The 21242-nt window shown below is 66.3% G+C and carries 21 protein-coding genes; 7 read left to right on the forward strand and 14 right to left on the reverse strand.

The features are described 5' to 3' along the window. Nucleotides 1-2: 2 nt before the first annotated feature. The 8 genes from HHL14_RS20735 to HHL14_RS20770 form a co-directional block, all read right to left on the reverse strand. Nucleotides 3-1232, reverse strand: coding sequence for a D-alanyl-D-alanine carboxypeptidase family protein (locus HHL14_RS20735; protein WP_169499488.1), 1230 nt, complete (start codon nucleotides 1230-1232; stop codon nucleotides 3-5). Between the two features lie 321 nt (nucleotides 1233-1553). Continuing rightward, nucleotides 1554-2195: an alpha/beta hydrolase gene (locus tag HHL14_RS20740; RefSeq protein ID WP_169499489.1), complete on the reverse strand. Its 642-nt coding sequence runs from the start codon at nucleotides 2193-2195 to the stop codon at nucleotides 1554-1556. Between the two features lie 44 nt (nucleotides 2196-2239). Then, nucleotides 2240-2563: a (2Fe-2S) ferredoxin domain-containing protein gene (locus HHL14_RS20745; RefSeq protein WP_075295093.1), complete on the reverse strand. Its 324-nt coding sequence runs from the start codon at nucleotides 2561-2563 to the stop codon at nucleotides 2240-2242. Between the two features lie 255 nt (nucleotides 2564-2818). Next, nucleotides 2819-3976, reverse strand: coding sequence for a VanZ family protein (locus HHL14_RS20750; protein WP_169499490.1), 1158 nt, complete (start codon nucleotides 3974-3976; stop codon nucleotides 2819-2821). 49 nt (nucleotides 3977-4025) lie between these two features. Next, nucleotides 4026-4652, reverse strand: coding sequence for an ABC-type transport auxiliary lipoprotein family protein (locus tag HHL14_RS20755; protein WP_169499491.1), 627 nt, complete (start codon nucleotides 4650-4652; stop codon nucleotides 4026-4028). A 30-nt stretch (nucleotides 4653-4682) separates the two neighbouring features. After that, entirely contained in the window at nucleotides 4683-5663 is a 981-nt protein-coding gene (locus tag HHL14_RS20760) for an MlaD family protein (protein WP_169499492.1), read from the reverse strand. A gap of 31 nt (nucleotides 5664-5694) precedes the next feature. Then, on the reverse strand, nucleotides 5695-6573 hold the full coding sequence (locus HHL14_RS20765; protein WP_169499493.1) for an ABC transporter ATP-binding protein: 879 nt from the start codon (nucleotides 6571-6573) through the stop codon (nucleotides 5695-5697). Next, complete coding sequence (locus HHL14_RS20770; protein ID WP_169499494.1) at nucleotides 6570-7703, reverse strand: MlaE family ABC transporter permease; 1134 nt, start codon at nucleotides 7701-7703, stop codon at nucleotides 6570-6572. Before HHL14_RS20770 ends, HHL14_RS20765 begins: the two co-directional genes overlap by 4 nt. 126 nt (nucleotides 7704-7829) lie before the next feature. Here HHL14_RS20770 and HHL14_RS20775 point away from each other — a divergent pair, with 126 nt between their 5' ends. The 3 genes from HHL14_RS20775 (at nucleotide 7830) to HHL14_RS20785 (ending at nucleotide 10275) form a co-directional block, all read left to right on the forward strand. Further along, nucleotides 7830-8801, forward strand: coding sequence for a biotin--[acetyl-CoA-carboxylase] ligase (locus HHL14_RS20775; RefSeq protein WP_169499495.1), 972 nt, complete (start codon nucleotides 7830-7832; stop codon nucleotides 8799-8801). Beyond that, nucleotides 8798-9715: a type III pantothenate kinase gene (locus tag HHL14_RS20780; RefSeq protein WP_169499496.1), complete on the forward strand. Its 918-nt coding sequence runs from the start codon at nucleotides 8798-8800 to the stop codon at nucleotides 9713-9715. Before HHL14_RS20775 ends, HHL14_RS20780 begins: the two co-directional genes overlap by 4 nt. 305 nt (nucleotides 9716-10020) lie before the next feature. Then, nucleotides 10021-10275, forward strand: a complete 255-nt coding sequence (locus HHL14_RS20785) for a hypothetical protein (RefSeq protein WP_169499497.1) — start codon at nucleotides 10021-10023, stop codon at nucleotides 10273-10275. A 9-nt stretch (nucleotides 10276-10284) separates the two neighbouring features. Here HHL14_RS20785 and rfaE2 read toward each other — a convergent pair whose 3' ends face one another. From rfaE2 to HHL14_RS20815, 6 genes are all read right to left on the reverse strand, one after another. After that, the gene (gene rfaE2, locus HHL14_RS20790; protein ID WP_169499498.1) at nucleotides 10285-10767 is read right to left on the reverse strand and encodes a D-glycero-beta-D-manno-heptose 1-phosphate adenylyltransferase; all 483 of its coding nucleotides are present in this window, start codon (nucleotides 10765-10767) and stop codon (nucleotides 10285-10287) included. A 215-nt stretch (nucleotides 10768-10982) separates the two neighbouring features. Then, nucleotides 10983-11858: a ferritin family protein gene (locus HHL14_RS20795; protein WP_169499499.1), complete on the reverse strand. Its 876-nt coding sequence runs from the start codon at nucleotides 11856-11858 to the stop codon at nucleotides 10983-10985. 660 nt (nucleotides 11859-12518) lie between these two features. Continuing rightward, complete coding sequence (locus HHL14_RS20800) at nucleotides 12519-13280, reverse strand: PhaM family polyhydroxyalkanoate granule multifunctional regulatory protein (protein WP_169499500.1); 762 nt, start codon at nucleotides 13278-13280, stop codon at nucleotides 12519-12521. Nucleotides 13281-13382: 102 nt separating this feature from the next. Further along, nucleotides 13383-14267, reverse strand: coding sequence for an enoyl-CoA hydratase/isomerase family protein (locus HHL14_RS20805; RefSeq protein ID WP_169499501.1), 885 nt, complete (start codon nucleotides 14265-14267; stop codon nucleotides 13383-13385). Nucleotides 14268-14310: 43 nt separating this feature from the next. After that, the gene (locus tag HHL14_RS20810; protein WP_169499502.1) at nucleotides 14311-15579 is read right to left on the reverse strand and encodes an ABC transporter substrate-binding protein; all 1269 of its coding nucleotides are present in this window, start codon (nucleotides 15577-15579) and stop codon (nucleotides 14311-14313) included. Nucleotides 15580-15853: 274 nt separating this feature from the next. Then, a complete protein-coding gene (locus HHL14_RS20815; protein WP_169499503.1) occupies nucleotides 15854-16837 on the reverse strand; it encodes a fumarylacetoacetate hydrolase family protein in 984 nt (327 codons plus the stop codon). A gap of 258 nt (nucleotides 16838-17095) precedes the next feature. Between HHL14_RS20815 and HHL14_RS20820 the strand changes: the two genes are divergently transcribed. The 4 genes from HHL14_RS20820 (at nucleotide 17096) to HHL14_RS20835 (ending at nucleotide 20926) form a co-directional block, all read left to right on the forward strand. Beyond that, nucleotides 17096-18019, forward strand: a complete 924-nt coding sequence (locus HHL14_RS20820) for an IclR family transcriptional regulator (RefSeq protein WP_169499504.1) — start codon at nucleotides 17096-17098, stop codon at nucleotides 18017-18019. A 128-nt stretch (nucleotides 18020-18147) separates the two neighbouring features. Beyond that, the gene (locus tag HHL14_RS20825; protein ID WP_169499505.1) at nucleotides 18148-19506 is read left to right on the forward strand and encodes a DUF3108 domain-containing protein; all 1359 of its coding nucleotides are present in this window, start codon (nucleotides 18148-18150) and stop codon (nucleotides 19504-19506) included. A gap of 256 nt (nucleotides 19507-19762) precedes the next feature. Next, nucleotides 19763-20551, forward strand: coding sequence for an alpha/beta fold hydrolase (locus HHL14_RS20830; protein WP_169499506.1), 789 nt, complete (start codon nucleotides 19763-19765; stop codon nucleotides 20549-20551). A 117-nt stretch (nucleotides 20552-20668) separates the two neighbouring features. Continuing rightward, nucleotides 20669-20926, forward strand: coding sequence for a BTH_I0359 family protein (locus HHL14_RS20835; protein WP_169499507.1), 258 nt, complete (start codon nucleotides 20669-20671; stop codon nucleotides 20924-20926). Nucleotides 20927-21242 lie beyond the last annotated feature (316 nt).

Genomic DNA, 21242 nt, shown 5'->3' on the forward strand with positions numbered 1-21242 from the left:
CCTTATTTTTTCTTGTTGAACATCAGCATCAGCGAATCCCACACGCGGCCGACCACGCCCGCCTGCGGCACCGGCTGCAGCGCGATCACCGGGAACTGCGCGAGCACCTTGCCGTCGGCGACGAGCTTCGCGGTGCCGACCTGCTGGCCGTTGGCGATCGGCGCGATCAGCGGATCGGTCAGTTCGATCTGCGGCTTCGCCTTGTCGCCCGCGCCCTTCGGCAGCGTGATGTACTGGTCGCTCTTCACGCCGACCTGCACGCTGTCCGCCGCACCCTTGTAGACACGCGGCGTGGCCACGACCTGATTCGCCTTGTACAGACGCGTGGTGTCGTACGCGGTGTAGCCGTAGTTCAGCATCTTCAGGCTGTCCTGCACGCGATCGTGCTCCTTGGTCTCGCCCATCATCACCGAGACGAGGCGGCGCGACGCGTCGGTCGTGCCCGGCAGCGAACGCTTCGCGCTCGCGATCAGGCAGTAGCCGGCGGCTTGCGTGTGACCGGTCTTCAGACCGTCGACGGTCGGGTCGATCCACAGCAGGCGGTTGCGGTTCGGCTGCTTGATCTTGTTGTACGTGAATTCCTTGACCGAGAAGATGTTGTAGTACTCGGGATAGTCGCGGATCAGGCGCGCCGACAGCACCGCGAGGTCGCCCGCGGTGGTGTAGTGCTGCGGGTCGGGCATGCCGTTCACGTCGGCGAAATGGGTGTGCTTCATGCCGAGGCGCTGCGCCTCGGTGTTCATCATGTTGACGAACTGCGCCTCGCTGCCGCCGACCAGTTCCGCGAGCGCGATCGCCGCGTCGTTGCCCGACTGCACGATCATGCCGTACACGAGGTCGTGCACGGTGACCGGCTTGTTCGCCTCGATGAACATACGCGACTCGTCGGTGCGCACGCGCCGCACCGCTTCGCTCGGCATCACGGTCTGGTCCATCGTGATCTTCTTCGTGTCGAGCGCTTCGAACACGAGATACGCGGTCATCAGCTTGGTCAGCGAGGCCGGCTCGACGCGTTCGTCGGCATTACCGGACGCGAGTACCTGGTTGCTGGTGGCGTCGACGAGCACCCACGAGCGCGCGTTCACCGCGGGCGGCGGCACCTGCGCGAACGCGCTCGTCGCGACGAGCGTGGCGGGCAGCACGAGGCCGACGGTGATGGCGCGATTCAGCGAGGTGGGAACGAAGGAAGCGACTGACGGGAATGACGTGCGGCCAGAGGAGGAGAAACGCATAGGGTCGATTCGTACAGAAAAATACGTTGCGCGACAGCGCACGGTTGGGGGAGCCGGTCGGCGGGCATCTGGCCGTAAAACGGCGCGGCGCCCGTTGGACTTCCGGCGGCGCAATCGGTTCGCGAGCGCAGCGCTTCACACCGGCCGCGCTCTCGCGCGAAAACGACTCCGCGGCGCGCGAATCTGCCGGATGGGCGGCGCTGCGCCCAAAAAAAGAGCGCCCATTATACGCGCGCCGCCAGGTCAGCTTCGCGCGTGGGGCGGCGATTCACGCGCGTTTGCGCGTACCTGGGCCGCGTCAAACGCGGGCTGCGCGTGCTTTTAGCGCCACGCGTCGACGATGATCCGCTTCAGCACGTGCAGCTTGCGATGCAGAAAATGCTCGGCGCCCGGAATCACCACGACCGGCAATTCCTGCGGCCGCGCCCAGTCGTAGACGGACTGAATGGGCACGGTTTCGTCGACTTCGCCGTGAATCACGAGCGTGCTGTCGGGCACCGGCGCGACGTCCCAGCGGCTCGCCGCGGTGCCGACGAACACGATGCGCTCGATCTCCTGCCCTTCCTCGCGCAGCTTCGCGGCGACGTGCGACAGCACCACGGTGCCGAACGAAAAGCCCGCGAGCACGAGCGGCAGCGCGCCGTATTCTTCCTCGCGCATGTGCTCGAGCACCGCGCGCAGATCGTCACGCTCGCCGACGCCCTCATCGTGCTCGCCCTCGGTCTGGCCGACGCCGCGAAAATTCGAGCGATAGGTGACGTAATTCAGCTGCACCAATGTGCGCGCGAGCGTCTGCGCGACCTTGTTGTCCATCGTGCCGCCAAAGAGCGGGTGCGGATGCGCGACGAGCGCGATGCCGCGCGGCGCGGCGCCGTTCTCGCGCACGCTGTCGGGCAGATCCAGCGCGACCTCGATCTTGCCGACCGGGCCGTCGATCAGATACTTCTTCGTGTTGACGTTCATGACAGTGCCTGTGGATCGCTTCGTGATTCGCTTTGTGGTTCGCGTTATTGATCGATCTTCAGACGCTCGACGATCTTGCCGTTGGCGAGATGCGAGTCGACGATCTCGTCGATGTCGCTCTCGTCGACGTAGGTGTACCAGACGCCTTCCGGATACACGACCAACACCGGCCCGAGCTCGCAGCGATCGAGGCAGCCGGCCTTGTTGATGCGCACCTGACCCGGACCGGCGAGACCGAGCTGCTTCACGCGTTTTTTCGCGTATTCCTGCATCGACTGCGCGTTGCAGTTCGCGCAGCTCGGGCGCTCGGCGCCGGGCTCGCGCTGATTCAGACAGAAAAAGACGTGGTGCTTGTAGAAGGAATCCATGATGTCCGGGGGAGGCTGAAAGGGAGTGCAAGGACGCCGTCAGCGCGCGCGATGCGCCGGGCGCTAGTCGTGTGGACGATTATAACGAGCAGGCCAGGTGCACGCCGGAGCCTGGCTGGGCATGGCGGGACGGGTCGCAGCGGTATTGCATCGATATCGGACCGGCATTGCAGCGGTATTGCACTGGCATTGCACCGCGATGGCCGCGCGATTGCAGCGACGTTGCAGCGAGGTTGTCACCACGCCGCCGTGCCGTTACACCGCCCCCGCACGCCGCTTCAACCACGCGCGCTCGACCGCGAACGCGAGCCACACCAGCGCCGCATACGGCCACATCCACGCGAGCCAGTGCGCGAGGCCGTTGAAATGCAGATAACGCCCCTGCCGCCAGTCGGCGAGCACGGCATCGAAATAGGGATTCACCGGCAGCAGATTGACGAACACCAGCGCAACGACGAGCGCGCCGCCCGCGAGCGCCGCGCGCAATCGCCGCCGCAGCGGCAAGGCAAGCAACGCGGCGACGGTGCCGCAGGCGAGGCCGAGCAGCGCGCCGGGCGTCGCCCAGTCGAACGCGAGGCCGGATTGCGATTGCAGAAAGGTCGCGCCGGCTTTCACAGCCAGCGTCGCGACGACGAACAGCAGCAGCAGACGCACACGCGGCGCATGACGGCGCGCCGGCAGCGACGCGAGCGCAAGCGCCGCGAACAGGTTCAGCGTGGTGATCAGCGCTTCCCACGTGTCGTCGGGCAACCATGCGGCGACCGCCGCCGGCCATGCGCCGACGTGCCACGCCGACGGCGTCCATGCGAGCAGCGCGTCCTGGCTGGGCGGATCGAAATGCAGCCACAGCGCGCGCGGCCAGTTGCCGAGCCCGAACAGACGCGGCGCCGGATACATCGTCGCGAACGGCCACGCGGCGACGAGGCACGCGAGCACCGCATGGCCGCGCTCGAACCACAGCAGCCGCAAGCGCCGCAGCAAGCCGCGATCGAGCAGCGCACCAGTCGCGGGCGACATCATCGCCGCGCCGAGCAGCGCGCCGAGCGTATTGGCGGCGAGATCGAGATTCGACGCGACGCGCGTCGGCAGATAAGTCTGCACGGCTTCCATCGTGCCCGACAGCAGGCCGCCCAGCACGAACGCGAGCGCGACGGCCAGCGTGCCGCGCCAACGCGGATACACCGCGAGCACCACCAGCGCGCCGAACGGCATATAGCCGAGAACGTTGGTGACGACGTCGAACGCCGTCAGGTACTGCGGCATCGGATCGAACAGATAGGCAAACGGCGCGATGCCGAGCGAGCGCCAGCCCGAAAACGGATACCACGAACCGTAGACGATCAGCACCGTGTACAGCAGCAGCGCCTGACGGGCCAGCGTCGACGGTCGACGCAACCAGGGACGCTCGCTCATGCAGCGCTCCGCCGCAGGCGCCGCCCACACCGCCCGCCCCGCCCGGGCTTCATCGCGCGGCGGCCAGCGCCTGCGAGCCGAGCCACGCGCCGATCTGCGCGACGAGGTCGTCGCTGGCGATGGCGAGCGCACGCGCGCCACCGGCCGCATCCGCCGACTGGGCCGGCGCGCGCGCGACGAACGAACGCTGGCCGATCACCTTGCCGTCCTTCATCAGCGTCGCGCGCGCGGCGATCGCGCCGTGGCTGTCCGCCTGGCTGTCGAAGACCTGCTCGAACTCGGTCAGATCGACGCGCAACACCGGCGCGGCCACCCCGTCGGCGCCGGTCAGCACGGTGCCGCGTTCGCTCAGCGCATTGCGCAGCCGCTGCGTCAGCAATTGCGCCGGCATCATCGTCCAGTGGCTGTTCGCGTAGGCAGCCGTTTGCTGCGCGTCCGCGTAGCTCAGCCGATAAACCAGCCGGTCGGATTCGAGCACGGCCGGCGCCGTAACCTCGAGCACCTTGACGGCCGGCAGCGGCGCCGCGGCGGCGCTTTGCGGCGGCGGCCCGAAGTCGTAGCGGACATCCGACACCACCGCGGACGTGCCCGCGCAGCCCGCCGCCAGCACGCCGAACGCGAGCAGCGCCGCGAGCGCGGCACGCGAGGACAACAGTCGGTGAATCGAGCGTGACATGGAGATCTTCCTCTGTTCTAGCCTGCGAATTTAGTGGGCCGCTGGGGTCGCCTGAGCAGCGGGAGCGGCCGGCCACGTGAAGCCGGTCTCGCCCGGACCCGGCGCCGGGCGCGGCGCGCCGAACAGCACGCTGCGCGGATTGCTGCTGAAGGTATCGGCGGCGCGGTCGATCGATTGCGCGGCCGAGCGCACGTCTTCGGTCAGCGAGTTCACGCGCGGCAGCGTCTCGTAGCCGACCCGCGCGGACAGATCCTGCAGCGACGTGTTCATCTGGGTGAGCGCGTCGCCCGCCTGCTGCGCGGCCGTGCCAACCTTGTTCAGATTGCGCTCGAACGGCCCGTCCGGGCGGTTCAGGCTGGTGATCATCTGGTTGGTCGACGCCAGCGTGCGGTTCAGCTGGTCGACCGTGCCGGGCAGCTTGCCGGCCACGGGTGCCATCTGCCGCGTCAGCGCCGCGACGCCCGACGCCGCCTGCGCGATGTCCGCCGCCGTCTCGTGCAGTTGCGCGACCATTTCCGGCGACAGCATGTCGTTGACGTTGTCGGTGACTTTTTCGAGCTTGCGCAGCAGCACGTCGCCGCGTTGCTGCAACTGGTCGAGCAGGCCCGGGCGCATCGGCAGTTGCGCGACCTGCTGCGCCGACGAGGGCAACGGCGTCGTATCGCGACCGGTGTCGTCGAGCTGGATGAACGCGATGCCGGTCACGCCCTGCAGGCCGAGGCTGCCGAACGTCGAACGGGTGATCGGTGCGTGCTCGTCGACCATGATGCGAATCATGATCTGCCCCGGGTGGGTCGGATCGAATTTGATCGACTGCACCTTGCCGACGTCGAGCCCGCGAAAACGTACCGCCGCGTCCGCGTAGAGCCCGGTCACGTTGGTCCGCGCGATCAGGTCGTACGGCACCCGCACCGTGCGGTCGACGTTGAACAGAAAGGCCGCGAGCGCGATCGCCGCGGTCAGCACGACCGTGAACAGCCCGGCCCAGAATGCATGCGCTTTGTTTTCCATTGTCAGGTTTCCTGGTTCACAGCGGCCTGGTTCATAGCGGTAACTCCGACGACGCCGGCTCGAGCGCCGCCTGCGGCAGCTTCGCGCGGCGCTCCGGCGGCAGTGCCTGCAACGCGCGACGCCCGCGCAGGCCGAGGAAATATTCGCGGATGAACGGATGATCGACGCCCGCCGCCTCTTCGACCGGCGCGTTGACGAGCACCTTGCGATCGGCCAGCACCGCGACGCGCGTCGAGATTGCGACCATCGTGTCGAGATCGTGCGTGATCATCACGACCGTCAGGCCGAGCGCGCGATGCAGCGCGGAGATCAGTTCGACGAATTCGTCGGAGGCCTGCGGGTCGAGGCCGGCGGTCGGTTCGTCGAGGAACAGCAGTTCGGGTTCGAGCGCGATCGCGCGGGCGATGCCGACCCGCTTGATCATCCCGCCCGACAGCGCCGACGGCATCTTCGACGCGTGCTTGCACGGCAGCCCGACCATTTCGAGCTTCAGCATCACGATGTCGCGCAGCAGGTCTTCAGGCACGCGGCCGAGTTCGCGCACCGGCTGCGCGACGTTGTCGAACACCGACAGCGACGAGAACAGCGCGCCGCGCTGGAACAGCATGCCGGAGCGGCTGCGCATCAGCAGCGCGGTTTCGGGCGAGATGGTCGACAGGTCCTCGCCGAACAGCTTGATGGTGCCCGACGACGGCCGTTCGAGGCCGAGAATCTGCCGCACCAGGGTGGTCTTGCCTGAGCCCGAGCCACCGACGATCGACACGATCTCGCCGCGCCGCACGTCGAGGCTCAGATGCTGATGCACGATGTTGCGGCCATAGCGCTTGGTGATGTCGATCACCTCGATCACGGGTTCCGCGATCGACGGCACCGGCTGGCCGCGCACGGCTTCGGTGAGTGGCGCGATCATCCGAGCCCCACGTTCTGAAAGAGGATCGCGAACACCGCGTCCGCGAGAATCACGACGGTGATCGAGGTCACCACCGAGGTCGTCGTGCCTTCGCCGAGACTCTGCGAATTGGCCTTGATGCGAAAGCCGAAATGGCAGCCGGCGATCGCGATCAGCATGCCGAACACCACGCCCTTGCCGAGACCGATCCACAGGTTCGCGATCGGCACCACGACCGGCAGTTGTCGCGCGAAAAAGCTCATGTCGATGCCGAGCACGATCTTCGCGGCGAGCGCGCCGCCCGTCAGCGAAATGACGTTGGTCCACATCACCAGCAGCGGCATCGCGATGCCGAGCGCGATCACGCGCGGCAGGATCAGCCGCAGACCGTGCGGGATGCCCATCACGCGCATCGCGTCGAGTTCCTCGGTCACGCGCATCACGCCGATCTGCGCGGTGATGGCCGAACCGGAGCGGCCCGCCACCAGAATCGCCGACAGCACCGGCCCGAGTTCGCGGATCACCGCGAGACCGAGAATATTGACGATGAACTGGTTCGCGCCAAACATGCGCAACTGCTGCGCGGACAGATAGCTCAGCACGATGCCGATCAGGAACGCGACGAGCGCGGTGATCGGCAACGCGCGGGCGCCGGCGTTGTAGACGTTCGCGGAGATCTCGGTCCACGGCGTCTGGCGCGGATTGCGCACGATCGCGATCAGGTCGAGCACGACGCGCCCGAGCATCGCGATGCCGCCGTGCATATGCTCGATGAACGAGAAGAGGCTAAGACCAAAGCTCGTGAACGGGTCGACGCGCGTGACCGGCTCTGCGCTCTCGCGCACCGTGTCGAGCAATGCGATGCGCTCGAAGATGTCGCGCTGCGTGTCCGTGAGCGCGGTGCCGGGTGGCATCTGGCGACCCCACACGCGCCACAGCGCCTGGCCGCCGACGTGGTCCATCCTGTCGATGCGCGACAGATCCCACTCGCCGATGCCCTGCGCGCCGGTCAACGAACGCAATTGCGGAATCACCCGACCGGTGTCGCGGTCGCGCGCAAGCGCGAGCGCCGTCCACTGGCCCGAGAGACGGACGATCTTGCCTTGGCTGCCAGCCGCGACTTCAAGGCCGGGCGGAGTGTCGTAGTTCAAGGATCGTGTGAATCTGGTTATCGGATTAAGGGCCATTGTAACGAAGCCTCGGCTTGCGGTCCGCACTGTTCCGCAGTCGTTCGCGCGCGAAGCCCGTTCGGGTGCGCGCTCGCTACAATAGGCGACATGAATGCCTCCAAGACTCCCGCTTCCCCGTCCGCAACGGCTGCCGCAACGGCTGCCGCAGCGGCTTCCATTGCGACTGCCGCTGCTGCGTCGAACCCGGCCCCGGCCGACTGGCGTATCGATCGCGAGCGCGCGGTCAAACTGTTCGGCGCGCAGGCCCATGACTGGCCGATCGAAATCGTCGAGGAAACCGGCTCGACCAATGCCGACCTGATGGCCCGCGTGAAAGCCCTGCCGCGCCGCGCCGACGCGTTGCCGCGGCCGCTCGTGCGGGTCGCGTATCTGCAGACCGCCGGGCGCGGCCGCCGTGGCCGTCCGTGGTATGCGGAACCGGGCAACGCGCTGCTGTTTTCGGTGGCTTGCGTGCTGCCGCGTCCGCTCGAAGGACTCGCCGGGCTGAGCCTCGCGGTCGGCGTCGCGCTGGTCGACGGGCTGCGCTCGCTGCCGGTCGCCGGCCCCGGCCAGATCGCGCTGAAGTGGCCGAACGACGTGCTGCTCGAAGGCGACAAGCTGGCCGGCATCCTGATCGAAACCGCGTGGAGCACCGACGACGCGAGCGCGGTCGTGATCGGTATCGGCACCAACGTGAAGGGCGCCGACGAACTCGCGGCGAAGGTCGGCGCGCTGAACGCCGCCACGCCGCCGCAGGCGCGCGGCACGCTGCCGACCGCGTTGCAGCGCGCGCTGCCGAACGCGAATCTGACCGATACGCTCGCCGCCGAACTGAACGCGCTCGAACCGGTGTTGCAGCGCTTCGGCGCCGAGGGCTTCGCGCCGTTCCAGCCGCGCTGGAATGCGGTGCATGCGTACGCGGGCCGCGACGTCGTGCTGCTCGAACAGGGCGAGGAACTCGCGCGCGGCGTGGCCGCCGGCGTCGACGAACGCGGCCAGTTGCTGCTCGATACGAGCGCCGGCCGCCAGAGTATCGCGACCGGCGACGTGTCGCTGCGCCTCGCCGACGGTGCCGCATGACGCAGCACGCGCCTTATCTGCTGATCGACGCGGGCAATAGCCGGATCAAGTGGGCGCTGGTGCGGCCGGATGGCACGCAGATCGCGAGCGGCGCGCTCGCGCATGTTGGTCTTGCCGGGCCGGGGCTTGCCGAGCGGGGTCATGCCGGCGCCGATTCGCGGACTGGTTTGCCGCCTGACTCACTGTCCGCCTCACCGCCTGACTCACGGCCCGGCTTGCAACCCGGCTGGGCCGACTGGCCGACGCCGCGCGGCGCGTGGCTGTCGAACGTCGCCGGCGCCGAGGTCGCGACACGGATCGCCGCGCTCATCGACGCGCACTGGCCGCAACTGCCGCTCACGACGATCCGCGCGAGCACAACGCAATGCGGCGTGACCAATTGCTATACGACACCGCACGCGCTCGGCAGCGATCGCTGGGCCGGCATGATCGGCGCGCACGCGGCGTTTCCCGGCGAACATCTGCTGCTGGCGACCTTCGGCACCGCGACGACACTCGAAGCGTTGCGCGCGGATGGCGCGTTTATCGGTGGATTGATCGCGCCGGGCTGGACGCTGATGATGCGCTCGCTCGGCGAGCACACGGCCCAGTTGCCGACGCTCGATGCCGCCCGGGCACGCGGCCTGCTCGACGCCGACGCCTCCACCGAAGCCCATCGGCGCGGCCCGTTCTTCGCGACCGATACGCCGCGCTCGCTGTCGGCGGGATGCACGCTCGCGCAGGCGGGATTGATCGAGCGGATGTGGCGCGATCTGCAGGACGAGTGGCAGGTGCCGGTGCGCCTCGTGGTCAGCGGCGGCGCCGCCGACGAAGTGGCGAGTGCGCTGAAAGTGCCGCATACTCGCCACGATTCGCTGGTGCTGTCGGGGCTCGCGCTGATTGCCGCGGAGGATGCGGCACGGCAGGGTGTCTGATCGGAGAGCACTGACCGAGTGCCCGCGCGACGCTTGCCGGGTGCCTGCGCTTTTCGGTTCGGAAGCCCTTTCCGCGCTATTGCGCGATGTTCATCGCGACGTCGTCGTGCGCTGTCTGTCGCCGCGCCTTTCCGGACCTCGCGATGGTTGGACTGCATCGAGATTCGCGGCCGACGGATGCATGATGCGCCTCCGATACGCGCACCGGCATCGTCGTGGCGGCCCGCTTCGAAATCAACTGCCAACGCCCCGACTCGGCCAACCCGCTCCCCGCTCAACTTCTTTCTGGATTGGAACTACCCACGATGCTTCGCTGGCCGATTGCCATTCTGATTCTTGCCAACGTGCTGGCTTTCGCCGTGCTGCGCGGCGCCTTCGGCCCGACACCCACCGCCGGCGGCCGGGAGCCGAATCATCTGAACCGGCAGATTCGCCCCGAGTCGGTGAAAGTACAGCCGGTCAGCGCCGCCGATGCGGCCGATCAGGCGGTGGTCGGCGGACCGGCGCCCGTCGCACCGATTTCGACGTCGGAGTTGCCGCCGGAATCGCCGCAGCAGTGAGTTGTGACATCAGCCCTGCGTACGCACCTTCTTCAATAGAGCAGTCGTCGAGCGATCATGCTCGAACGCAATCGCGAGCGCTTTACCGCCCCAACCGCGCACGAGCGCCGATTCGGGCAGCGCGTCCATGTCGTAATCGCCGCCCTTCACGAGCACGTCCGGCCGCAGCGCCGAGATCAGTTCGACCGGCGTTTTCTCGCCGAAACCCACCACGTAGTCGACGCTTTCGAGCGCCGCCAGCAAGGCCATCCGGTCGGCTTCGGTATTGATCGGTCGATCGTCACCCTTGCCGAGCATCCGCACCGATGCATCGCTGTTCACACCAACGATCAGACAGGCGCCCAACGCTTTCGCATCGGCGAGATACGTGACGTGCCCGCGATGCAGGATATCGAACACACCGTTCGTGAAGACGACCGGTCCACGCAGCGAAGGACGCAGTTTCGCCAGGGCATCGCGCGTCAGAATCTTGCGTTCAAAGATAGCGGTCATCGCAGAATCACAAAGTTACGGGAGAAAAGAAAAGTGCCGTCACGATACACGGTGGACGGCCCCAAGCAAAACGGTCCGACAAGCTCGCGCCTGCCGGACCGTGTAAAGCGAATTTCAAAGCACTAGCGGATGCCGTTCGCAGCGGGGACTTTCACCCAACGCCGCGAGGCCCGATACCAGCGCCTACGTCGCCAACGACGTCAGCGCCCGCACCATCACGCCGGTTGCTGCGCCGGGTTCTGCTCGGCGGCTTGCAGGCGCGCGACCACTTCCTTGCGATAGCGGTTCAGTTCCTGCGCGGTATTGAACGTGCGCTCGAACAGCAGCGACAGGTTGTGCAGAATGCGCTCGACGACCTTCTTTTCCCAGCCGTCGTCGAAACGGATCTGCTCGTCGAGCCAACGCTCGAGCCATTCCGGATCCGGCAGACGCGACTGGATCGTGTCGCGCGGGAACAGCGCCTGGTTCACGTGCAGATTGGTGGGGTGCAACGGCTTTTCGGTGCGACGCGCCGACGCCATCAGCACGCCGATCTTCGCGAACGCGGCCCGCGCGATGTCGCCGGTCTGCACCATCGCCTTCTTCATGTAGCGCAGATATGCGCCACCATGACGCGCTTCGTCGCGCGAGATGGTTTCGTAGATGTGCTTGATGACTGGCTCGGTGTGCCATTCGGCAGCACGGCGATACCAGTGATTCAGGCGGATTTCGCCGCAGAAGTGCAGCATCAGCGTTTCGAGCGGCGGCGCCGGATCGAATTCGAAGCGCACCGCGTGCAGTTCCTCTTCGGTCGGGCACATTTCCGGCTTGAAGCGGCGCAGGTATTCCATCAAGACCAGCGAGTGTTTCTGTTCCTCGAAGAACCACACGCTCATGAACGCGGAGAAATCGCTGTCGTGATGATTGTCACGCAGAAACATTTCCGTGGCGGGCAACGCCGACCATTCGGTGATCGCGTTCATCTTGATCGTCGCGGCCTGCTCGTCGGTCAACAGCGATGCATCGAATTTATCCCAGGGAATGTCCTTCTCCATGTCCCATCGAACGGATTCGAGCGATTTATAAAGTTCCGGATAAAGCATGGTGTTCATAGTCCCACCCCTGTTCTGCGCATACTGTATGTGTCTGTTACTGCTACGTGTAGCCGTTTTGCCTGCGACGAACGGACGTGCCGTTTATCGGCCAAGCATTCAATTTTACGCGGTAATCGGCCGCCCATATGCATCGGGCAACAAAGAAGTCCGGGCGTTTTTGCACTGGCGTCTGAAGCATGATCGGGCGCGGTGCGGTCAACCGTGGGTGAGGAATACCCTGTGCCTGGGGTCGAGCCAGTCTGGGTCGAATACCGTACCGTCCAGCCCCGCACCGGGAGTGCCGGCGGCAATGACGCAAGGGCGGCGGGATTGGTTCTTTTCAGCACACGCCCCAAAGCCAGATCAAGCTTACACAATGATAGCACGCGGATTTGACGAAACCTGTGACAGGAGGGGCTCGAAGCGCTTCGCCGTTGACTTCTCTCAACAAAGTCGCTGAGAGGTGCGGAAGGCCGATTGCAGCGCCGAAATCGGGACGAAAAAGGACGAGCTTCAGGCATGCCGCTCGCTATGCCGTACCGGTTTGGATGACGGTTGGATGGTGGGCTAACGGAAGCGCGGTGGATTCGCACATCGTGAGGGAAGGAAGCGCGACAGGTCCGCGCCTCCTCCATGTTTCGTCGCGCGGCGGTCACGCTTGCCAGCGCCATCGTCCGCTTACGACGATTTCTTCGGCGCTGCCGCGCCCGCGCCTTCGCCGGCCGCACGTTTGGCCGCCGGCGCCGCGCGCTTCGCAGCCGGCCGTTTGGCCGCGGGCTTCGCGCCCGGTGCATCCGACGCACCGGCGTCCGACGCCGCCGGCTTGCCCTGCGTGCCGCCACCGGCCGCGGCCACCGCCACCGACGGCTGCGTCATCGCGAACTGGGCGATCTGGTTGAACTGCGATTGCAGCAAATTCCACCACGCGGAGGCATCGAACGACGGCGCCGCGGGCGCTTCCTGTTCCTCGCCGTCCGCCGCGGCCGTGCTTTCAGGCGCAGCCGGCGCCGGCTCGGCCGGCCTCGCCCAGCTCGGCGTCGCACTCGGTGTGGAGTTCGGAGCCGGCGTTGCAGCCGCCGCCGGCTGCGTCATCGACGACTGCGCGAACGCGCCGAACGCACGCAGCGTCGTGAGCGTCGCACGCTGCACTTCGAGCGCCTGGATCGCGGACTGCAGCATGCTCAGATTCAGCTTCAGCCACTGCTCGACCGCGCGCATGTCGGTGATGCGCTTGTCGAGTTCCTCGACGTTGGTGAGCGGCGCCATCATGTCGGACATCATCGACAGCGACGGGCTCGCGCCGCTGCCCGGCTGCGCGCCGGTGAGCGCCGAGCCGAACGGCGACAGCCGCATCATGCCCCACATGCGATCGAGCATTTCAGCGGGCGGGAAACCAGGAAAGCCCGGAAAGGGCGGCGTGGAGCCAGTCGTATCGGTCATGCTTGTCGCCTCAGTGCTTAATGAGATGTCATGCGCGAAGCTGCGCGCGGTGTTTCGATCATACCGTGCCAGTTACCTACTCCAGCTACCCACTCGCCAACCTCAATCGCTCGCCCCACCACCCGACTCAGTCCCCGTCTCACTCCGCCACGGATCGCGCCCGCCAAAATCCGGCGCGCGCCGCTCACGCAATGAGCTCACGCCCTCGCGCACGTCCGGCCCCGCAAAGCCCATGAATTCGAGCGCGAGCGACGTATCGAACGCCGGCCCCGCGGTACGCAGCCAGTTGTTCAGCGCGTACTTGGTCCAACGGATCGCGGTCTGCGAACCGTCGGCCAGCTTGCGCGCGACTTCGAACGCCTTCGGCAGCAGCTCGCTTTCGTCGACGGCGAGCGACACGAGCCCGATGCGCTCGGCCTCCTCGCCGCTCACCGGTTCGCACAGCATCAGGTAGTACTTCGCCTTCGCCATGCCGCACAGGAGCGGCCAGACGATCGCCGCGTGATCGCCGGCGGCGACGCCGAGCCGCGTGTGTCCGTCGATGATGCGCGCCGTCTTCGCCGCGATCGAGATATCGGCGAGCAGTCCCGCGACGAGCCCCGCGCCGACCGCCGGCCCGTGCATCGCCGACACGATCGGCTTGCCGCAATTGATCACGTTGTAGACGAGGTCGCGCGCTTCGCGCCACACCCGCGCGCGAACGTCGAAATCGTTCGCCATGTCCTCGACGAGCTGCAGATCGCCGCCCGCCGAAAAGCCCTTGCCCTCGCCGCGAATGATCGCGACGCGCGTGTCGGGATCGCGGTCGATGTCGCGCCAGATTTCCGCGAGTTCGTAATGCATGCGCGCGTTCGCGGTCGCGAGCCCGCTTTTATTCGCGCCCTCGCCGCTCATCACGACTTCGAGCACGCCGTGCGGATGACGCTGCAAACGCAATGCGCGGTAGTTCGCGTAGTACGTATCGTTGGATTGCGGTGGCTGAGACATGGTGAGCAGTCCGTAAAAGATCGATCGGGGTATCGTCGCGCGTTCAACGCGGCTGATACACCCATTTGCCGTTGCTGATCTCGACCATCACGCGGGCACGCTGATCGAGCCCGAGGTGATCGGTCGCGCTCATGTTGACAACGCCGTTGGTATCCGCGAGACCGTGCGTTCCCTCCAGCGCGTCGCGCAACGCGCGGCGAAATGGCGGCGTGCCCGGCGCGCCTGCTTTCAGCGCGAGCGGAATCGCGTGTTCGAGCAGCGCGCCGGCATCCGACGTGTACGAGCCGAACGCCGACACGCTGCCCGCGCCGTGCTTCGCTTCGAAACGCGCGATGTAGTCGAGCGCGAGGCGCTTCGCCGGATGATCGGCCGGCAATTGCGCGGCGACCAGCACCGGGCTCGCGGGCAGGAAGGTGCCGTTGCAATCGGCGCCGCAGACGCGCAGGAAATCGTTATTGCCGACGCCGTGGTTGTGATAGATCGCGCCTTTGTAGCCGCGCTCGCGCAGCGTCTTCGGCGGCAGCGCGGCGGGCGTGCCGGCCGCGCCGACCACCACCGCGTCCGGATGCGTCGCGAGAATCTTCAGCACCTGGCCGGTCACGCTCGGATCGGTGCGATTGAAGCGCTCGCTCGCGACCACATCGATGTGATGCAACTGCGCGAACTTCGCGACCTCGGCGTAGAAAGTCTCGCCGAGCGCGTCGGCCTGGCCGATGAACGCGATCGTCTTCACGCCGTGGCTGCTCGCGTGCTCGGCGATCGCCGAGGCCATCATCGCGTCGGTCTGCGGCGTCTTGAACACCCAGCGGCGTTTCGCATCGACTGGTTCGATGATTTTCGCCGACGACGCGAGCGAGATCATCGGCGTTTCACCTTCGGCGACCACGTCGATCATCGCCAGCGAATTCGGCGTGATCGACGAACCGATGATCGCGTCGACGTGGTTCTCGGAGATCAGCTTCTTGGTGTCCTGCACGGCCTGGGTCGTGTCGGAGGCATCGTCGAGCACGATGTATTCGACGTTCTGGCCGCCGATCTGCTTCGGCAGCAGCGCGACCGTATCGCGCGCGGGAATGCCGAGCGATGCGGCCGGCCCGGTCAGCGACAGCACGAGCCCGATCTTGACCTGCGCGAACGACGGCAACGGCAACGCGCAGGCGAGCGCCGCGCACGCCGTCATGCACAGCGTCGCGACACGCTGCCCGAGACGCCGGCCGCGCGAGTCGACACACGCATCGACTCGCGCCCCGACCACCGAAGACGACGCGCGCGCGCGCCGGTTCTCAACTTCGCGGAAGTCCAATCGCGGCATGCTGTCTCCTCACGTCGGTTTTCGTTCTGATGGGTTGCCGATGCATGGCTGCACTCGATCCGCCCGGCTCGCCGGCCGCTCCGGCGCGCCAGTCAGTGTAGCGGCGCGCGCAGGCGGTGGCATCGGGCGAAACCCTTTCGCGCGGCGATGGGGCGATGGGGCGCCACGGCGTCGCGCAGGCGCGCGTCAATGTCAATGCAATGTCAACTGCTCGTGCCTTGGCGCGTGCATCGCCGATCTGCCGATCACTCGCGCCGTCCACCTAACCGCACACTCAATCGAGCGGCGCGATGCTCTGCTCGATTGCGCCGAAGATCGACTTGCCGGCTTCGTCGAACATCTCGATCTTCACGACATCGCCGTACTTCATGAAGCCGGTTTGCGGCGCGCCGTGCTCGATCGTTTCGAGGCAGCGCTTCTCGGCGATGCAGCAGTAGCCGCGCTTCGCGTCCTTGTTCGACACCGTGCCCGAACCGACGATCGCCCCGGCACGCAGATTGCGCGTCTTCGCCGCGTGCGCGATCAGTTGCCCGAAGTGAAACACCATGTCGGTGCCCGCATCGGGCTGGCCGACTTTCCGGCCGTTCCAGTGGACGATCATCGGCCGATGCACGCGGCCTTCGCGCCAGTACTCGCCGAGTTCGTCGGGCGTGACTGCGACCGGCGCGAACGAGGTGGCCGGCTTGCTCTGAAAAAAGCCGAAGCCCTTCGCGAGTTCGGCGGGAATCAGATTGCGCAGCGACACGTCGTTGACGAGCGTGACGAGACGCACGCTTTTCAATGCCTGCTCGGGCGACGTGCCCATCGGCACGTCGGTCGTGACGACCGCGACTTCCGCCTCGAAGTCGATGCCGTACTCTTCCGATGCGCACAGCACATCGTCGCGCGGGCCGATGAAGTCGTCGCTGCCGCCCTGGTACATCAGCGGGTCGGTCCAGAATTCGGGCGGCATTTCCGCGCCGCGCGCGCGCCGCACCAGCTCGACGTGATTCACGTACGACGAGCCGTCGGCCCACTGGAACGCGCGCGGCAGCGGCGCCATGCAGTCCTTCGCGTCGAAGGAGAAGCTGTTGCGCGCGCGGCCCTGGTTGAGCGCGTCGTAAAGGTCTTGCAGTTGCGGCGCGTAGAAGGCCCAGTCGTCGAGCACGCGCTGCAGCGTGGGCGCGATCGCGTCGGCGATGGCCGCGGTATGCAGGTCGCGGGACACGACGATCAGTTGACCGTCGCGCGTGCCGTCCTTCAGCGAGGCAAGTTTCATAGAGCTGTGAACCGTGGGTTAGTGACGATGGAAGGAATCTATTCTACGATGGTGAATCGGCGCGGCCCAGTGCGCCCGCGTTGCGTACGTCGCGCGCGGTGCGCTGGAAGCCGCCGTGCGCAAGGTCGCATGCAGTCCTCGCCGCAGCAGCCACCGCTGCCGCCGCCGCTGTCGCCGCCTTTATCGCAACTCTTACCGCAACCCTCGCCACTCCCGGCCACGACCGATTACCGAACGCGCCGCCCGCGCCCTTTGCATATGTCCGCCAACGCCCGCTCCGGCACGCCCCGCACCCGCACCGCTCACGCCTGCGCCGACGATCCGCTCGACTCCGTCGATGCCACCGACGCCGGCGTCGACGACGACGCGGCCGAAGCCGGCGAGGAAAAACTGCGCTCGGGCATCCAGTCGATCGAAGTCGGCTTCAGGCTGCTCGAGGTGCTGACCCACGAACCGCGCGCGATGATGCTGCGCGATCTCGCGCAACGCGCGGGCATGAGTCCGGCGAAAGCGCATCGCTATCTGGTGAGCTTTCTGCGCCTCGGCGTGGTCGCGCAGGATCCGCTGTCGGGCCGCTATGAACTCGGCGGCTTCGCGTTGCAGTTGGGGCTCGCGCGGCTCGCGCGCGTCGACGGCGTATCGCTCGCGCGCATCGCACTCGCCGAATTGCGCGACCGACTCGATCTGACGGTCGGCATCGCGGTGTGGGGCAATCGCGGACCCACGATGGTGCACTGGATGGAATCGAGCTATCCGGCCAAGGCATCGCTGAAACTCGGCGATGTGATGCCGTTGCTCGGCTCCGCCACCGGTCTGCTGTTCGCCGCCTACATGCCGTCCGGCAAAACCGCGGCGATGCTCGAACGCGAGCTGGCCGACTCGCGCCGCTCGTCGTATAGCGGCGCGCCGCGCACCCGCGAGGACGTCGAGCGCGTGCTCGGCGAGGTGCGCGAGCATCGGGCGGCGCGCGTCGAAGGGATGTTGCTGCCGACCATCCACGCGTTCTGCATGCCGGTGTTCGACTCGACCGGCGAACTCGCGCTCGGCCTCGTCGCACTCGGTCATGAAGGCGCGTTCGATATCCGCTGGGGCGGCGAGGTCGATATGGCACTGCGCGAATGCGCGCAAAAGCTGTCGTACGAGCTTGGCTATAGCGCGACGCCGCGTAGCGAGAACGGTTAAACGCGCGGCTGAACCGCAACTGAACCCGCAGCTAAACCTGCGGCTACACTTGCAGCCAGACTCTCTGGCAGATACCCGAACCACGCCTCACACACGCACACCTTCAACACCCTCACGCTCACGCGCCGATGGACTTTGCTTCCGCACCCCGCCGCTCCGCTTCGCCGCCGCCGACTGGCCACGGGCCCAGGCACGCGGCGCGCGCCTCGCGCTGGATCGCGGTGCTCGTCGCGGTGGCTGTGTTGCACTGGATCGCCGCGCAGTGGTTCGAGCGTAATCGCGTGAACCTGAATCCGGCCGATCGCGAACATGTGCCGGTGCAGGTCGCGCTGTTGACGCCCGAGCGCGTCGAGCGGCAACCGCAAATCGCGCCCGCCGCGGCACCCGCGCATGCGCCCGCGCCGACGCATAAACCCGCTGCGCCTGAACCGCGTCAGCAGCATGTGCTGACCGCGTTGCAGCCGGCCAAACCGGATGAGCCGGCGGCGGCGCCCGCCTCGGAAGCGGCGGCGAGCGCGCCTGCCGCCGCGGCTTCCGCGACTGCGGGCGCCGGTGCGAACGCGAACGGCAACGCCGCTAGCGCACCCGCTGCGGCGAGTGCGGTGCAGGCATCGAAGGGCGTAAAGTTTGCGGTGCCACCATCGGCCGAACTCGAATACGACACCTTCTACAACGGCGTGCGCAATGCGCCCGGCACGATCCACTGGGCGAGCAATGCACAGGGCTACGAAATGATTGTGTCGGTGCCACTGCCGTTCGTCGGGCCGTTCGTGTTTTCGAGTCACGGCGGCATCGACGCGTTCGGTCTCGCGCCGGCGCAATACAGCGAAAAGCGCGGTCATCGCGCGGAAGACATCGCGATCTTCAATCGCGACGAGAAAAAAATCGGCTTCACCCGCACGCCGACAACACTGCCGCTGCCCGATGGCGCACAGGACCGCTTCAGCGTCGTGATGCAACTCGCGAGTCTCGTGCGCGGCGACCCAAACGCTTATACGCCGGGCGTCACGCGACAATTTTTTGTCGTCGATAGCGATAGCGGCGAGAACTGGCCGATCGAAACGATCGGCGACGAAACGATCCGCGCGGCCCAGGGTTATCTGCAGACGCGTCATTTCAAACGCCTGCCGCGCCACGATGGCGATCAACGCCGCATCGACGTGTGGCTCGCCCCGTCGCTCGGCTGGCTACCCGCGCGGATCTTGCAGACGGAGCCGAACGGTACGCAATTCGAACTGGTGTGGCGCGGCAAGCTTGCTCTCGATGACGCGGCGCAAGACGGCGCAAACGCGGGCACGGCCGCTGCGGCGACGTCGTCCGCTCCCGCCGCGGCAAGTCCAGCAGCGGTAAGTCCCATGACGGCGGCGTCCGGCAACACTGCCGCCACTGCACCTACGGCAGCGCCGGCTGACGCATCGGCAATCATACCCGGCGCCGCGCCAGCCGCACCGGTCGAACCAACCGCCCCCGCAAACATCAAGCCCTGACCCACTGAGCTATTTACACGGCGGACTGCCCCCGCTCGCCTCGAAACCGTTACAAACACACACGAGCAGATTGACGCCACTTCGGCGAAACTTCCTCTACGACGCCGACTCGCACATCCATGCAACACCGGCTCGCGCAAACGCCCGTATGAAATAACGCATGACACGCGCCGTCATCGTGGCGAGAAAATTGCACGAGCGAACTATCGGGCGAATCAGTCATCTTTCTCACGGCATTTCCTTCAAAGGAGTCCGTATGCAAGTGAACATCAACGGTATCGACACACGCTATGTGCTGAGCAACGAGGGCGGCGGCCCATGGCTCACGTTCATCCACCAGCTGGGAGGCGATCTCTCCATCTGGGATCAACTGGCCGGCTATTTCCGCGACGATTACACGGTGCTGCGCTACGACGTGCGCGGCCACGGCCACAGCGCGGTCGCGCGCGAGCCGTTCGGGATGCACGATCTGTCCGGCGATCTCGCGACCCTGCTCGATGCGCTCGGCGCACCGTCGACGCACCTCGTCGGCCTTTCACTCGGCGGCATGATCGCGCAGCAATTCGCGCTCGATCACCCGACGCGCGTCGACACCCTGACGATCGCCGACAGCACCGGCGGCACCCCGCCCGAAAACCGTGCACTGTGGGACCAGCGCGCCCACACGGCGCGCAGCGAAGGCATGGCCGCGCTCACGCCGTCGACGATCGCCCGCTGGCTCACGCCCGATTTCCAGGCCGCGCATCCGGAAGCGGTCGAACCGATCCGCGAGACCTTCGCGCGCACGCAACCGGAGGGCTTCGCGATGGCCTGCGAAGCGCTGCGCGACTTCGACCTGCGCGGCCAGCATGGCGCGATCCGCTGCCCGACGTTGACGGTGGCCGGCCGCCACGACACGGGCACGCCGCCTGCTGCGACACAGGCGATAGCGGACGCAATCGAAGGTGCCCGCTTCGAGTTGCTCGACGCCGCGCATCTCGCACCGATCGAACAATCTCACCGATTTGCCGCTTTATTGGAATCGTTTCTGCAGCGGCGGGTCTAACCGTTAGGTCCGGAGTTTTACGAGCGTCGTTCGGACCCACCCCTTGAATTCCATCTCACATGCTCCACCTATGTTGCAGAAGAGGCCAGGAGCCCAACGGAAATAAGGAGTGTCGCCATGCAAATGATCTACAACAGCCCCAACTATTGTGTCGTCGAGTTTCCGCCGCAAGAAGGCCTGCTGGCCATGAAGTCGGGCGGCTACGAGATTGTGGACAAGAACATGCAGCGCGAAATCTATATCGACGGTGCCATGGCGGCGAATTTTCGCGAGCATGTGCAGAAGCTGATCGAAGGCGAGCCGACGCTTGACGAGGTCGATGAATTCCTCGGCCAGTTCGATAGCCTGATGCATCAACCGGTAATTCTGCACTAACCGTAGGCAACTCGACCTGGCGTTCTGGCGACATCGATCGACCGCGCCGCCGGCCCGCCGGCGGTTTTCATCAGACGGCCGAGAGCAACCAAACGGCCCAGCAGGCCTTTAGCTTGCTGGGCCGTTTTTCATGGGGCCCTGATTGGCCACGCTGGACACTCGTACGACGCATCGGCAGCGACGGGCGGCCCCCTTTTACCCTTGCAGTATCTGTTTCGACACGGCCTTATCGGTCGTTTTTACAACCTTCGTTCAGACAACTTCGCAGCGGATTTCGCCTCAGGCCTCACAACCGCGGTTGGATTTAACATTTTCG

Source organism: Paraburkholderia antibiotica (genome assembly GCF_012927125.1).
GTDB classification, from domain to species: Bacteria; Pseudomonadota; Gammaproteobacteria; order Burkholderiales; family Burkholderiaceae; genus Paraburkholderia; species Paraburkholderia antibiotica.

Coding starts and splice junctions, on each gene's coding strand:
- HHL14_RS20735 (WP_169499488.1), bottom strand. CDS start 1,232: ATGCGTTTCTCCTCCTCTGGCCGCACGTCATTCCCGTCAGTCGCTTCC.
- HHL14_RS20740 (WP_169499489.1), bottom strand. CDS start 2,195: ATGAACGTCAACACGAAGAAGTATCTGATCGACGGCCCGGTCGGCAAG.
- HHL14_RS20745 (WP_075295093.1), bottom strand. CDS start 2,563: ATGGATTCCTTCTACAAGCACCACGTCTTTTTCTGTCTGAATCAGCGC.
- HHL14_RS20750 (WP_169499490.1), bottom strand. CDS start 3,976: ATGAGCGAGCGTCCCTGGTTGCGTCGACCGTCGACGCTGGCCCGTCAG.
- HHL14_RS20755 (WP_169499491.1), bottom strand. CDS start 4,652: ATGTCACGCTCGATTCACCGACTGTTGTCCTCGCGTGCCGCGCTCGCG.
- HHL14_RS20760 (WP_169499492.1), bottom strand. CDS start 5,663: ATGGAAAACAAAGCGCATGCATTCTGGGCCGGGCTGTTCACGGTCGTG.
- HHL14_RS20765 (WP_169499493.1), bottom strand. CDS start 6,573: ATGATCGCGCCACTCACCGAAGCCGTGCGCGGCCAGCCGGTGCCGTCG.
- HHL14_RS20775 (WP_169499495.1), top strand. CDS start 7,830: ATGAATGCCTCCAAGACTCCCGCTTCCCCGTCCGCAACGGCTGCCGCA.
- HHL14_RS20780 (WP_169499496.1), top strand. CDS start 8,798: ATGACGCAGCACGCGCCTTATCTGCTGATCGACGCGGGCAATAGCCGG.
- HHL14_RS20785 (WP_169499497.1), top strand. CDS start 10,021: ATGCTTCGCTGGCCGATTGCCATTCTGATTCTTGCCAACGTGCTGGCT.
- rfaE2 (WP_169499498.1), bottom strand. CDS start 10,767: ATGACCGCTATCTTTGAACGCAAGATTCTGACGCGCGATGCCCTGGCG.
- HHL14_RS20795 (WP_169499499.1), bottom strand. CDS start 11,858: ATGAACACCATGCTTTATCCGGAACTTTATAAATCGCTCGAATCCGTT.
- HHL14_RS20800 (WP_169499500.1), bottom strand. CDS start 13,280: ATGACCGATACGACTGGCTCCACGCCGCCCTTTCCGGGCTTTCCTGGT.
- HHL14_RS20805 (WP_169499501.1), bottom strand. CDS start 14,267: ATGTCTCAGCCACCGCAATCCAACGATACGTACTACGCGAACTACCGC.
- HHL14_RS20810 (WP_169499502.1), bottom strand. CDS start 15,579: ATGCCGCGATTGGACTTCCGCGAAGTTGAGAACCGGCGCGCGCGCGCG.
- HHL14_RS20815 (WP_169499503.1), bottom strand. CDS start 16,837: ATGAAACTTGCCTCGCTGAAGGACGGCACGCGCGACGGTCAACTGATC.
- HHL14_RS20820 (WP_169499504.1), top strand. CDS start 17,096: ATGTCCGCCAACGCCCGCTCCGGCACGCCCCGCACCCGCACCGCTCAC.
- HHL14_RS20825 (WP_169499505.1), top strand. CDS start 18,148: ATGGACTTTGCTTCCGCACCCCGCCGCTCCGCTTCGCCGCCGCCGACT.
- HHL14_RS20830 (WP_169499506.1), top strand. CDS start 19,763: ATGCAAGTGAACATCAACGGTATCGACACACGCTATGTGCTGAGCAAC.
- HHL14_RS20835 (WP_169499507.1), top strand. CDS start 20,669: ATGCAAATGATCTACAACAGCCCCAACTATTGTGTCGTCGAGTTTCCG.